Raw genomic sequence first — 14,298 nt, 5'->3', positions numbered from 1 at the left:
TTATTCTAAAGAAACTACCGGGCTGCTTCCTGCAACAGGGAAAAACTGTCTTGCTGCAGCCACCAGTCAGTGTACGGAAGTTTTACTCTGGCAGCCAAGTTCTTTGCAAGGCTGCGATTGGTTAATGCATCAACAATCCGGTAGCCAAAGTCAATCAACCCTTGATACCCGTAGGCCGTGTACTCATCATTGATCATGATGGAGGGTATGCCTAATTTCGTCGCCCATACGGTGGTACCGCCGTGACGGGCTACATAGAGGTCAGGCTTTAAACGGTTGAGCAAATTAATTATCTCAAAATTCTGCTGGTCAGCCACACTTACGGGAATATTGTCCTCACCCGCAGCTAAGTATTGGGCGGATGCCGGGCAGGAACCATTATCATGCTGAGGGTCAAAATGCCAGGTAGAACCCCATATCACCTCAATACCCAATTCCCGCAATGTCCGGATGTAGTTTTGCCCAAAACTCGGTCCCATGCCGACAACTGCTTTGCAGCCTTTCAATCGGCTCCGTATTTCCGCCAGTTCCGGGGCAATACGTTCTTCCTGCAGCCGAATATATTCCTCTACTTCCGCCTCCTTACCAATAACCGCGCCTAAACCGCGCAACCAACTGTTCATCCCCGCAAGACCATGAGGCTGTAAGGTTTTTACATAGGGAACACCATATTGTTGCTCAAGTGCATTTCCAATGTAACTGCCTAACGTTCCGCAAATGCTAATCGTCGCCACAGCCTCAGATAGATGTGTTAACTGTTCTACAGAGCTGTACGGCAGTAAAAATACCGGTTCCAGCCCAAAAGGAGCCAACATTTCCGCAATCTGTTTACGGGCACTGCCATTAAAGTTAATTACGTTTACGGTATTGGATTTTTTCTCCGGCGGTTTGACCAGTGTCGTCAAAACAGCGTGGAAGGCTGCATCAAAGCCGGTAGCCCATATCTTAGAACGAAAACCCTCGCAGTGTACCGAACCAATCGGGACCGGGATTTCGTCTTGCAACTCCTCAATTACACTCTGGATATCTTCGCCAATAATTCCTGATACGCAGGAAGTAGTAATAAAAATAGCCTTGGGATTAAAACGTTTATATGCTTCTTGAACGGCTTCACGTAATTTATTCACAGCGCCGAAAACGGTATCTTCCTCTACCATGTTTGTATTGATCAGCTGGATATTTTTATGCTCCCAGCCGCGAATATGCTGCCCCCACTTATTAACAGTGTTGCCGGCTACCGTATCTGCGGCGCAGCCTACCGGACCATGATTGACCACTGCAGCATCTACAATGCGTGAAAGCTGACCTTGGGCACAGCCCGAACTGCAAGCACTGGCCTGGCTGAAGCACCGCTCTTTATTGCGCAGCGACCCACAAGCAGCCTGCTCTACCAAATCTCGTATTGTGCCTTGATAACCAGTAATGGAACCCAGTCTATTCTCCCTTGTCGGCACCTCTGAATGATTCAAGTTAATTGCCATAGATTTCATAGCCTCCTCATTATTTATATTCAAAAATTCGGAATGCCAACTAATACAAAATCAGCAGGCATTCCTTTTTTCTTTACCTATAATACGTTTTCCAGAACTGTTCCAACTACTTTATCTTAGTGCGCGAGTCAAAACTCCCGCCGCTACAGGCGGCGTTAATTCAGGTGGAGTAGACTCTCCACCTGAATCCCCAATGTTTCAGCTATGCTGAAACGAGTTCACTTACCGTAAACCACGTTAAGATCAACCAAATCTTCTACCGTAACCTTTCCTTTAGGAATTACACCGGCATTTTCTAAGTCCTCAATCCACGGCTTGACCATTTCCGGACTGATATCTGTATCTCCGGCATAATAGTGAGTGGCACTGACCGGCACCTTGATCCAATCCTCCGTCATCTTACGGGCTTCTTCCGGATGTTCATTAGCCCATTTTTGCCCTTTAACTATCGCCCGTGCAAATTTACGGACAACCTCCGGATTTTTCTCAATGAAATCAGTAGTGAAGTAATAGTAGCCGACACCGCCACCCTGGCCAAAACCAGCGTCCAGACTATCCGCGATCTTTACCATGCCCGCATCCTCCATTAGTTTGTAGTATGGCGGATGCACACCCCCCACGGTTACCAACCCTTGTTTTAACGCCTGTACAGCCTGCACATCCGGCATAGTCACCCACTCAATTTTATTGCGGGGAACCCCATTATGATCAGCAATGTTATTTGCCAGGAAGTCAGAGCACTGATTGTTGGTAATGATCGAAAATTTAATCCTGCCTTCCAGCTTATTTAAATCGGCAAAACTCTTAATTTCCGGGATAACATTCGGATTGATATACCAATTCATATGACGCAGTTTGGGGTCTTGCTCCGGTAAGGGATCAATTCCGGCTTTCACTACACCTTTAATCTTGGCGCCGCCGGCAATAGCGACCGCAAGTGAATTGGGATGAGCGCCGCTAACATCATTATTTCCGTTCAGAATCGAAGGAATAATCTGGTTAGGCTGCGTATCCCCGGTATAAACTACTTTAAGTCCCTCTTCCTTGAAAAAACCTAATAGATCAGTTACTACCCATGGTGTGGAACCGCAAGCTGTCTGCGATATTGTCCGGATAGGAATCAAGCCATCGTCGCCAGCTTGGCCTCCATTTTGCCCGGCAGTAACCGGATTATTGCCCTGATACGCGCCATAGGCAATTGCTCCTGCCACTACTACACCAAGAATTCCTGTTATCACCAGTTTCACTGTTTTTTTATCTGCCACAATACGTAGCCTCCTTTGTTATAGCTGGCTATTTCTGTGGCCTTCAGTTAATTCACTGATCAGCCCCGATAGAAGGGAATACTCTTACATGTTTAACGGTAAAAAACCACCTCCTTGTATGTACGAAAAAGGCTGGTAAGATAATCTCGCGTTACCAAGAATATCTGCCAGCCTTTAGTTTAACAACCAATCAGCGTATATAGTTTTACTTTTATTTGCCGGTAAACCTAAGATCAACTAAGTCTTCGACCGTAACCTTCCCTTTAGGAATTACTCCGCTATTTTCTAAATCCTCAATCCACGGCTTGACCATATCCGGACTAATATCCTTATCTGCGGCATAATAGTGCGTGGCACTGACCGGCACCTTGATCCAATCCTCCGTCAGCTTGCGGGCTTCTTCCTGATGTTCGTTAGCCCATATTTGCGCTTTAACTATAGCACGCGCAAATTTGCGGACAACCTCAGGATTTTTCTCAATGAAATCAGTAGTAAAGTAATAGTAGCCGACACCGCCGGCCTGGCCAAAACCAGCGTCCAGACTATCTGCGATCTTCACCATGCCCGCATCCTCCATCAATTTGTAGAAGGGCGGATGCACACCCGATACAGTTACCAGCCCTTGTTTCAGCGCCTGAACAGCCTGCACATCCGGCATAGTTACCCACTCAATTTTACTGCGAGGAACCCCATTATGGTCAGCAATGTTATTTGCCAGGAAGTCAGAGCACTGATTGTTGGTAATGAGCGAGAATTTAAGCTTGCCTTCCAGCTTATTTAAGTCGGCAAAGTTCTTAATTTCCGGAGTAACATTCGGATTGATGTACCAATTCATATGTCGCAGTTTGGGGTCTTGCTCCGGCAAGGGGTCAATTCCGGCTTTCACTACCCCTTTGATCTTAGCACCGCCGGCAATAGCAACAGCAAGGGAATTGGGATGGGCGTTGTAAAGGTCATTATTCCCGTTCAGAATGGAGGGAATAATCTGATTGGGCTGCGTATCTCCGGTATAAACTATTTTAAGTCCTTCTTCTTTAAAAAAGCCCAATTGATCGGCTACTATATAGGGCGTGGAACTGCAGGCTGTCTGCGATATTGTCCGAAGGGGGATCAAGCCATCGCCATCAGCTTTGGATCCATTCCCCCCGGCAGAGGCTGGATTATTGCCCTGATACGCACCATAGGCAATTGCTCCTGCCACTACTACGCCGATAATTCCTGTTATCAGCAATTTTACTGTTTTTTTATCTGCCACAATAGGTAGCCTCCTTTATTTTTACTATTGACACAAACATTAGTAATCAGGCTCACTTTCTTGCCAATTAATGATTCGGCGTTCCAGTTCTGCAAACAAATAATTAAGCGAAAGCCCTAGTGCAGATATCGTGACTGTAGTTGCAAACAGCTTCGGAATTTGATAATTGTTCTGGGCATTAAACACTAGCCACCCCAAGCCACTGCTGGCACCAATCATTTCAGCGGCAATCAGCATAAAAAATGCAGTATTGCAACTTGTTTTCAAGCCGTGAAATATGCCAGGAGATGCTGCAGGCAGCACTACTTTGAAAAACATGTCTACAGCCTTTACCCCCATAGAGCGGGCGGATTTTATCAATAACTCATCCACATTCTTTACACCGGTAATCGTATTAAGCAAAATTGGCCATAAGCACACCCAAAAAATCATTGAAACTTTAGATATTTCACCAATGCCGAATATCAAAATGAATACCGGAAACAACGAAAAGGGATTTACCTCAGCCAATAAGCGCAACAGCGGTGTCACAATGCGCTCAAATAAGTGAAAACCGCCGCCCAAGAAGAAACCCAGCGGAATACCAAGCACCGCTGCCAGCACAAATCCGAATAGCGCCCTAAGCAGACTGGCTTTTACATGGATGAGCAAGACGCCGTCTGCCAACAAATTCCATAGGGTGCTTAATACTATGGAAGGCGGCGAAATAAACGTTTGTGGTACCAGTCCCACCCTAGGAGCTGCTTCCCAAATAATAAGAAATACAATAATGGACAAATTATCAACTAGTAAACTCCGAACCCCCGAAAGCGCCTTACCGTATTCACCTCCTTCCTTGGTTTTTAGGACTACTTTCTTTAACGTTCCTTCCATTCTTCTCCCTCCTCTATTCGCGGCAAATTAGTAAAACTGTGAATTAACTTTCATTTTTAGAAACCGGCTTCCAGTCAATTAACAGTTCTTCCAGGTAATGCAATGCATAGGTTATTGCGGCTCCGAGAACAGCAATGCTGATAACTCCGGCAAAGAGACGAGGGATAACGCTGTTCATGGCCGAGTTGTGAATCAGCCAGCCTAATCCGGCACTGGCACCAATAACCTCAGCAGCCATCAACATGAGAAATGCATGGGTTGCGCCGGTACGCACCCCGGTAAAAATGACAGGCGCCGCTCCTGGTAAAATTACCTTCCAAAAAATAGTTGCCCTGCTGGCCCCCATAGAACGGGCACTTTTTATCAATAAGGGATCAATCTGCTTAATGCCGGCAATCGTAGTAAATAAAATAGGCCAAATACTTGACCAGAAAATAATGCTGACTTTTGCCCCTTCACCAATCCCAAAGAATAGAATAAAAATGGGAAACAGCGAAAATCCGTTAATCTGCCCCAGCATGCGCAGCAAGGGTCGCAGCTGCCGGGATAACTTAGGATAAACACCTCCCAACAGAAAACCGAAGGGCAAGCCAGTCCCTACGGCCAATGCCAGACCAATTAAAGTTCGCTGCAAACTGGCCGCAATGTGCAAAAATAGCGCCCCACCAGCAGTCAATTGCCATAATGTTTGCAATACCACAGACAAAGGTGGTATAAATAGTGCGTCCACAACCCCAATACGCGGTAATATTTCCCACAAAGCAAAGAATGTCACTATACCGGACATATCAATCAAGTGCTCTTTTGCTTCTTTAATATACTCATTCATATTGCCAAACCTCCTGTCGCTATATTATTCAGCCATATAGGGTTACTGGAAATCAGCCAGTACCAGGGAATAAATATCTTCTGCCAGCCGCAACGCTCCCTGATAGCCAGTATACGCACGGTTTAAAGCCAATCTGTCGCTGACCGGCATGGATACCGATAGCTGATAACCATTGAGTTCTTTAGCCAGCGCTTTATCCCACGAACTGCCTAAGATTAAAGGACGGCCACGGAATTTAATCTTCCGGATATCCTCATGCGCCACTCCTCCATCATTGGTAAAAACCACGTTAGCAGTAATGCCATCGACAAAGTTCTGGAACTCTGCCGCGATATTTTCCTGATACTCCTCACTGACCCCATCGGTAATGTACTGTGTCTCTGGTAAAAGCCCCAAATCATTAACCAGGAATTTAGAAATACCTACTGCATAAAAACTGTCAGCAATGGTCACAAATCTCCGGGGCAGCAATCTGGTCTCAAGCAATACATCGGCTGAACGCTCAATGTAATAGTAATAATCGGCCTCATGTCTGCTAATTACCTTTTCGACCCGTTTTTCTTCCAGGCCCGCATACTTACCTACTGTACGGAGAAATTTCGCTGTCTCAGTCGGACCTATCGGCAATACCGGGTAATGCAAATAGGGCGTGTTAAACTTTTCCTCCAGGTGTTGCACATTTTTCAGACCAACCCAGGGGGAAATCAGCAGATTGAACTGTGCCTGCGGCACTTTATTCAGTGATGCCAGCCCTTTCCCCGGACCAAATATAACATTTGGCGTCAAACCAATTTCCGAAATTAAACTCTCAAGTTCCTTCAGATTCCCTACCCAAAAGGCATCATGGAAAGGAACCACCGACCAAATATTTACAAGGCCGGCCTGCACATCTTTCGCCGGCTGCAAATATTGGTCAATGATGGAATCAATTACTAATTCATGCCCGAAAAAATTAGTCCCTTTAAAGCCGCCTGTTTCGGCATATACGACAGGTTTACCCTGCTCCTGAAATCGCCTGGTCACCTCACCTACATCATCACCGACAATGTCGGAGGTGCAGCCGGTGACAACTACAAATAAATCGGCATCAATGATTTTTAAAGAATTATCGACAATATCTCTTAGTCTCTCATTGCCGCCAAAAATAACCTCTTTCTCGCCAATGTTCGTGCAGGGAACCGAGTGACCGCCAACATAACCGGAGCCTTGGCAGCCATTTTGAAAACCTAAAGCACCCCATAACTTTTGCCCGCAACCGGGGCCGGCATGCAAAATAGGCACCGCCCGTTCAATGGCCAGCACTGATTGCAAAGCCCCTAGTGAGCATACATGTCGTACCTGTTCAATATATTGCGCCATTTCATCACCTCAAAAAAATATAAGGCCACAGGAAATAGCTAGCTATTTCTGTGGCCTTCAGTTAATTCACTGATCAGCCCCTGTAACAGGGATAACTTTTATATGCTTGATAGGTAAGAAAGCATTACCTTATACGTACAAAAAAGGCTGGTACGATATCTCTTTTTACTAAGAATATCCTGCCAGCCTTTAGTTTATCAACCAATCAGCATATATAAAGTTTTTCTTTTTATTATACTCAATTAAATAAAAAATGCAAGCTTTTTGTATACTTTTTTACCGCGTTTTATGCCTACTTATAATTGATCTACAAATTTTTTATTAATTGACATATTAGCGTAAACCCACTGTATCTGTATTATTTATAGCCGGACTCGTCATATCAAATATTTTTCCAGGATTCAGAATATAGTTAGGGTCAAACGCCTTTTTAATCGCCTGCATAAGTGCTAGTTCAACAGGATTGATAATCCCACGCAAAATTTCTTTGCGCTTTAGACCAATTCCATGTTCCCCTGACAAACGCCCGCCCAGATCATACGTGACTGTATACAGCTTTTCCCTGAATTTTTTCACTGCTGCCGGCCACTCATCGACTGGCACTTCCCCAGGTACAATTCTTATATGCATATTACCATCTCCGGCATGACCGGCCATACGAAACTGAAAATGAAACTCCCTGATCAGTGCCTCAAGTTGGCCTACAAATGACGCAATCTGGTCTACTGGTACAACAATATCTTCCGATACACCGACAGGATGATCCACCTCAATGGCTTTTCCCCAGGCCCTGCGGGCCGGCCATATCTTCTCTCCATCCACTGCATACACCCTGTGGCAACCATAAATATTACACTTTTTTTGCAACTCATCCCATTTTTTTTGCAACCCATCCTGGGTATAGGCTTCAAATTGTATAATCAGACAATCGCCCGTGTAGTCGTCAAATATTTTTTCCTGACAATACCGTTCTAAGTCTAATACCGTTTGCCGGTCAATCAACTCAATGGAGATAGGATCAATTACCGTGTCTTCCAGTAAAGCTCCCACCAGAGAAATCGCTGAAGTTAAACTGGGGAATACCGCTAAAAAATTAGGTAACAAAGGCGCAAGCTTTTGCAGCTTTATCGTTACCTGGGTAATTATGCCTAAAGTCCCCTCCGAACCGGCAATCAGTTTGACCAAACCGTAGCCTGTCGAGTTTTTCTTCAACCTTCCGCCTAGCGTAACAATCTCCCCCTGCGGGGTAACCACTTCCAATTCGTATACCTGATCGCCGGTCACGCCATACTTTATCGCCCTGTTGCCGCCGGCATTTGTCGCTATATTACCGGCGATGACACAGTCATCACTACTGCAGGGATCACCAGCATATAACAGCCCCTGCTGATTGGCCGCCTGCTGTATATCAATCGTCCGTACCGCCGGTTCCACTACCATATACCTTGCTTCAGGATCAATATGCACAATCTTATTCATTCGGCGTAAATCAAGAACTATACCGCCATTTAACGGCACGGCCCCTCCTGCCAGACCGCTGCCGCCTCCCCGTGGCGTCACGGGAATCAGGTGGTTGTTAGCCATTTTCAGAATTGCCGCCACTGCCTGCGCACTGCCGGGAAAAACCAGAATCTCAGGATATCTCAACCCCTCCTTTTTCGTGCCGGCATCATATGCATACTGTGACGGAATGGACTCACCCCATACCACGTGTTCCGGGCCAACGATCTTTTTCAGTTCAGTAATAGTAGCGCTTGTTACCTTTCCGTATGTAGGCATAATTTATCCCCCTATATTTTCCTTGTGAATTAAATCAATATTTTGCAATCGTTGCAATGCACCATGCAGCGTCTCTTCTCTTTTGCAAAAAGCAAACCGCAGTAAAAGTCTCCTGTCTGCTGGCGGGGAATGGTAAAACCCTGATAAAGGAACAGCCGCGACCCCTACAGCCTCAATAAGCCATTTGGCAAAAGCTAGATCATCATCCCAGCCAAACCGGCTAAAATCTGCCAACAAGAAGTATCCACCCTGTGGTATCCGGCAGGGAATCCCCAGTTTATTCAACCCGGCAAGCAGTATGTCCCGTCTGGCTTGATACGCTCTTTTCAACTCCTGATAGTACATTTCAGAAAAGTGAATAGCCTGTACAACCGCCTGTTGCAGCGGTGCAGCGGCACTGATTGTTAAGTAATTGTGAGTAATTCTGATTCCCTTAGTAAGCCAGGCCGGAGCGGCGATATAACCCAGCCGCCAGCCAGTCACACTATATGTTTTAGAAAATCCATTAATGATTATGGTACGCTCTCTCATACCTGGTATGGTCCAAAGTCTTGGCAGTGAAATCTCGTCAAAAAGGATTTCATCATAAATTTCATCAGTTATAGCCAATAATTCGTATTTTTGGCAAAAATCAGCGACAATAGCCAATTCTTCCGCAGCAAAAACCCTACCAGTAGGATTATGAGGCGAATTAATAATGATGGCTTTGGTTCGAGGAGACCAGGCTGCCTCCAAAGATTGACGTTCAATACGAAATTCAGGTGGACTTAGCTGAACATAAACCGGTTTGCCACCACTGAGAACAGCATCCGGAGCATAGATAGTAAAAGCCGGCTCAAGGATAATTACCTCATCTCCCGGGTTGATAACAGCAAGCAGAGAAGCAGCCATTCCCTCGGTAGCACCACAGCAAACGGTAATTTCCGTTTCAGGATCAAATGAGCCCCCAACTTGCTGCAATTTGCCGGCAATCCCTTCCCGCAATGTTTTTACACCCTGGGATAGAGCATATTGATTAAAATCACCCTGTATGGCCGCATTTGCCGCGGCCTTAAGTTCAGGCGGTGCCGCAAAGTCCGGTGTGCCTCCGCCCAGATTGATTGCGCCGCGCCGGTCAGCCAGGGTAGCAATTTCCCGAAACACCGGCAGTTGTAACTGCTGCACCCGATCTGCCAGGCTTACTACAGTTAGTTTATTGTGTATCATTTCAGTTCACCGGTATAGTAAGGATTTAACTCATTGGTATACAAATCAGAGACTTTTATTGTGCCTGGTTGGGCAAACCCATTGTTTTCCATCAATGTGATCCAAAAACTTATTTTCTTCTCATCAATGTAGTTGTCTGGCGGATATACATTGCCGGCCATATCTTTCACGTCAATCTTCAGATAGTCAGCTGCAATCTGTAACGCTTCGTCATAGTTATCATTGATCCAGTGCTGAGCTTTAATGTCAGCTGCAATGTATGCTTTGACCACATCCGGGTACTCTTTAATAAAATCATCGCTAAATGCCCGTATTGCCAAGCCGCTGGCTGGACCGTTACCAGCCCCCTTACCGATATCATAACTGGTACTCAACACCTTAACTCCACCATGATTGCGGGCGGCTTTCTGATAAACATTGTGTAGTGCGGCAACATCAACCAGACCTTGCTTAAGTGCTTGTTCCTGCTGCTTATCAGGCATTGTCACGATAGTCACTTTGTCTTTGGTTATGCCATTTTGGCGCAAGAATTCCAGGGTCAAAAGTTCGGCACATCCACCTAAGCTGTTCATAGCAATTTTTTTGCCTACCAAATCCTGAGGAGAATTGATTTTGCCGTCAGCTTTAGTCATCCAAGTTATGTGGACTTTGTCAGGGTCAGAATCATCCCACATGCTATGGGTGACAATCTTTATCTTGGCTCCTGACTCTCTAGCATTAGCGATAGTAATCGGGTGTCCAGAATTAAACAAATTATTGTCACCTCTAATAACCGACTGCGCCATAAGACCAGCCGGGACTACACCGGTATAATCAATAACAATGCCTACTTCTTTAAAAAATCCTTTCTGATCTGCAATAATAATTTCATTAAAATCCTGAAGTGTAGGTGCTTTAATGTGAAATTCCTTAGTTAATCTTCCATTAACAAATTTGGGCTTATCCTCCTCCGTTTTTACGGTGGCTTGGCTGCCACAGCCTGCCAATGCAACTGTGCCAACCAACAGTATTAAACTTAGAAACAAAGAAACCCGGTTCAATATCGACCTTTTCAGCATAATATTACCCCTTTCAAGTTATTAAAATATATAATGAAGCTAATCGCTCTTATCTGTATGTGTCAAGAACCCTATCATAGATATCTTCCACCACTCTAAGACCGCCATTATAACCAGCATATCCACAATTTAGAATAAGCCGGTGCGCGATAGGCACGCTGACAATCAACAGGTCTGCCCCGATCTCTCGGGCTAAATCCTTTTCCCAACTACTACCCACAATCAGTGCCCGTGTTTTGCGAACCTCGCTTCGAATTTGCTCCTGAACAGCACCACCGTCAACTAGGAAATCGACCTGTGCCGAACGAAACTCGGAGACAGCGTTGAATTGCTCCCTAATTGCCTGTTGAAACTCTTCCGGCGTATCATCAATAACAAATTGTTTTGCCGGGAGAATACCTAGTTCGTTCAGCAGATATTTGGAAAACCCGATAGCATAGGAGGCATCTAAAATAGTGTAAAACCGGCGGGGAAGACCGTATCGGAATTCAAGCATAAAGTCAGCCATTCTCTCAATATGGGTATAGAACCTTTCCTCTTCCCTTTTGATAAAGGCTGCTGCCAATTCCTGATCAAGTCCGCCAAAATCCGCCACCTGCCGTAAAAACCGCGTTGTCTCCACACCGCCAATTGGCAAATAGGGAAAATGAATATAGGGAGTGCCATACTTGGCTTCAAGATGTTTGGCAATCCCCAGCCCCGGCCAAGCACTGATCACAATATTAAACTCGGCCTGCGGGATGGTTTTCCATTCATCTACCCCCCGCGAGGCTGACCCAAACAGAATATTAACCGTAAGGCCAATCCCTTCCAATATCCTTTTGATTTCTTCCAAGTTACCATTCCAAAAAGGATCTTGGTAAGGAATAGAGGCAAACACATTAACTAAATGTTTAATGGGCGTAGTTCCTGTCTTGAACTTGTCAACATATTGGTCAATGATCGCCTTAACCACCGTTTCGTGGCTTACATAATTATTACTCTTAAAACCGCCGGTTTCTGCATACACAATCGGTCTGTCCTCCGCTTGATACCTGCCTGTTACCTGCCCAACATCATCACCGATAATATCAGAGGTACAACCAGTAAGCACTACATAAAGGTCCGCATCAATTACCTTAATCGCACCATCAATAACGCTTTCCAGTTTTCCTTCACCGCCAAAAACTATTTCTGCTTCGCTGGCGTTGGTGCATGGCACAGTGTTACCGCCTGCATAACCTTCTCCCTGTCCCAGCAGCCGGCTGACTTTGTCACCGCAGCCAGGACCCGAATGCAAAATCGGTACAGCTCTTTTGATACCGATTACCGACTGCTGTGCACCCAATGCGCAAGAATATCGGGGTTGCTCAATAAATTTTGCCATCTAAGTCACCTCTAAGAAATGAGAATGGATTCTGTTCCAACCACCATTTTGTGTAGGGCATTGTGCTGTGTTTTGCCAGATTAGTGACAAATTCTTTGTTGTCAAGCGTCTCTACAATGCGTTCAGCATAATTAAGCACTCCCTGATAACCAAAACCAAATTGTTCATCGCCAATTAATAGCGTCGGAATCCCGAGCTTAGCTCCCCAAAGGGTCATCCCGCCATGCCTGGCGATCATAATATCAGGTCTTACTTTATTTAAAATATTAACAAGTTCATAGGCTTGTTTACTGCAAACATTATAATTGGAAACGTCGCCATAGGTATTCACGCTATGAGCCAGGGCATCAGATGCAGTATCCCCATTATCATAAATAGGATCATGATGGAAGATGGCTGCTCCCTGTACTTCCAGTCCCAGTTCTCTTAAAACAGCAATCAATGCATGCCCGTGGGCTGCTCCGGCAGTAAGATATGCAGTTTTACCGCAAAGTTTTTCGCGATACTCATCAAGCTGAGGTAATACCCGTTTATGTTCCTCATTAATAATTAACTCGATCTCCTGTTCACGCCCAAGCACTCTTCCCAGTTCTCTCATCCAGTTGTCGGTACCGGCCACACCATAAGCCGGTGGCGATTTAATTTCTGGCACACCATAAACCTGCTCAAGCGCTGCCCCAATATATGTACCAAGTGTTGGGCAAATTTGGATGGTGGCCGCTGCTTCCGATATATATTCCAATTGGGCTATTGTTGAAAAAGGAATAATATAATTTGCTTCATAACCTAACCGTTTCAACAATTCATCAAACACATGACTACCCCAGAAATTCACGATATTAACCTTATTGGACTTTTTCCTGGGCGGTTTTACAATTTTCCTAACAATAGAATGGTACGCTGAATCGAATCCGGTCGTCCAAATTTTTGACTTAAACCCTTCGCAAAAACAAGCTACCACCGGAATATCCAGCTCAGTTGATAAGTCGCTTGCTACACCTTCCACATCATCGCCGATAATTCCCGAAGCACATGATGTAGTAATAAATATGGCATTGGGCCGCACACGATCATATGCAGCCCGAATGGTTTGTTCCAGTTTCTTCGTAGCTCCAAAAATTGTATCTTGTTCTTCAATATTGGTATTAAAATACCGTCCAATCACCGGCGGCAGTTTTCTTTCCATCTGGCCTACCCGGTACACAAAGTTAAATGTAAAGAAATCCCCGGCGCACCCGACTGGAGCATGATTGATAACAATAGCATCCTGAATCATAGAAAGCTGGCAAAACGCATTGATTGAACTACATCCCATGCACTGACTGAAACTACGGGTACTGTCTTTCAGGCTGCCAGCACGCGCACAACGAACCAATTCTCCTGCAGTTCCCTCAAAACCGGTAATAGAACCAAGACGGGCTTCCCTGACGGGAACCTCAGCCGCATCAATGTTCACAAAACTCATAGTAATCCCCCTGTCGCTCAATTGAAATCTCACTATTCCCTTAAGAAATCTGCAGGCCCAAAGCTTCCTGCCTCACTTCATTAGCAATGATTACATAAAAAATGCTTGGTTTCATACCTATTCATCAAAAATAAGCATAAAACCAAGCCTCCAGTATCTCTGGTCAACTTTGCGCGTATGTTGCGTATCTCCTTGAAACAAAAAAGCTGTATCCCATAGTTCATGGGACACAGCCTCTGATTCTTACTGATCAGTCAGCAATGCTGATTTCTTATTTAAAATTAAGTTGAATTATACATCGTCTACTATCCATTGTCAATACTTAATTCTATCCTTAATTAAGACATAGCCCA

The 14,298-nt window shown here is 45.1% G+C and carries 11 protein-coding genes; all 11 read right to left on the bottom strand.

The window, feature by feature from the left end; translation table 11 throughout:
• Nucleotides 1–14 precede the first annotated feature (14 nt).
• A complete protein-coding gene (locus tag SALPA_RS17255) occupies nucleotides 15–1,481 on the bottom strand; it encodes a nitrogenase component 1 (protein WP_145096719.1) in 1,467 nt (488 codons plus the stop codon).
• 227 nt (nucleotides 1,482–1,708) lie between these two features.
• Nucleotides 1,709–2,755 (bottom strand): ABC transporter substrate-binding protein, encoded by a 1,047-nt coding sequence (locus SALPA_RS17250; RefSeq protein ID WP_145096716.1) that lies wholly within the window; start codon nucleotides 2,753–2,755, stop codon nucleotides 1,709–1,711.
• A 211-nt stretch (nucleotides 2,756–2,966) separates the two neighbouring features.
• Entirely contained in the window at nucleotides 2,967–4,010 is a 1,044-nt protein-coding gene (locus SALPA_RS17245; protein WP_145096713.1) for an ABC transporter substrate-binding protein, read from the bottom strand.
• A gap of 39 nt (nucleotides 4,011–4,049) precedes the next feature.
• On the bottom strand, nucleotides 4,050–4,883 hold the full coding sequence (locus SALPA_RS17240; protein WP_145096710.1) for an ABC transporter permease: 834 nt from the start codon (nucleotides 4,881–4,883) through the stop codon (nucleotides 4,050–4,052).
• Between the two features lie 43 nt (nucleotides 4,884–4,926).
• Nucleotides 4,927–5,712, bottom strand: a complete 786-nt coding sequence (locus tag SALPA_RS17235; RefSeq protein WP_145096707.1) for an ABC transporter permease — start codon at nucleotides 5,710–5,712, stop codon at nucleotides 4,927–4,929.
• Nucleotides 5,713–5,754: 42 nt separating this feature from the next.
• Nucleotides 5,755–7,071 (bottom strand): nitrogenase component 1, encoded by a 1,317-nt coding sequence (locus tag SALPA_RS17230; protein WP_145096706.1) that lies wholly within the window; start codon nucleotides 7,069–7,071, stop codon nucleotides 5,755–5,757.
• 333 nt (nucleotides 7,072–7,404) lie between these two features.
• Complete coding sequence (locus tag SALPA_RS17225) at nucleotides 7,405–8,850, bottom strand: FAD-binding oxidoreductase (RefSeq protein ID WP_145096703.1); 1,446 nt, start codon at nucleotides 8,848–8,850, stop codon at nucleotides 7,405–7,407.
• A gap of 3 nt (nucleotides 8,851–8,853) precedes the next feature.
• Nucleotides 8,854–10,056, bottom strand: coding sequence for a pyridoxal phosphate-dependent aminotransferase (locus SALPA_RS17220; RefSeq protein ID WP_145096701.1), 1,203 nt, complete (start codon nucleotides 10,054–10,056; stop codon nucleotides 8,854–8,856).
• Nucleotides 10,053–11,114 (bottom strand): ABC transporter substrate-binding protein, encoded by a 1,062-nt coding sequence (locus SALPA_RS17215; protein WP_145096698.1) that lies wholly within the window; start codon nucleotides 11,112–11,114, stop codon nucleotides 10,053–10,055. The genes SALPA_RS17220 and SALPA_RS17215 overlap by 4 nt, the downstream gene beginning before the upstream one ends.
• A 49-nt stretch (nucleotides 11,115–11,163) precedes the next feature.
• A complete protein-coding gene (locus SALPA_RS17210; protein ID WP_145096695.1) occupies nucleotides 11,164–12,480 on the bottom strand; it encodes a nitrogenase component 1 in 1,317 nt (438 codons plus the stop codon).
• Nucleotides 12,464–13,945, bottom strand: coding sequence for a nitrogenase component 1 (locus SALPA_RS17205; RefSeq protein ID WP_145096692.1), 1,482 nt, complete (start codon nucleotides 13,943–13,945; stop codon nucleotides 12,464–12,466). The genes SALPA_RS17210 and SALPA_RS17205 overlap by 17 nt, the downstream gene beginning before the upstream one ends.
• Nucleotides 13,946–14,298 lie beyond the last annotated feature (353 nt).

This window comes from Sporomusa sp. KB1, from assembly GCF_007830295.1.
Lineage (GTDB): Bacteria > Bacillota > Negativicutes > Sporomusales > Sporomusaceae > Sporomusa.
This window is presented reverse-complemented; position numbering and strand designations above follow the sequence as displayed.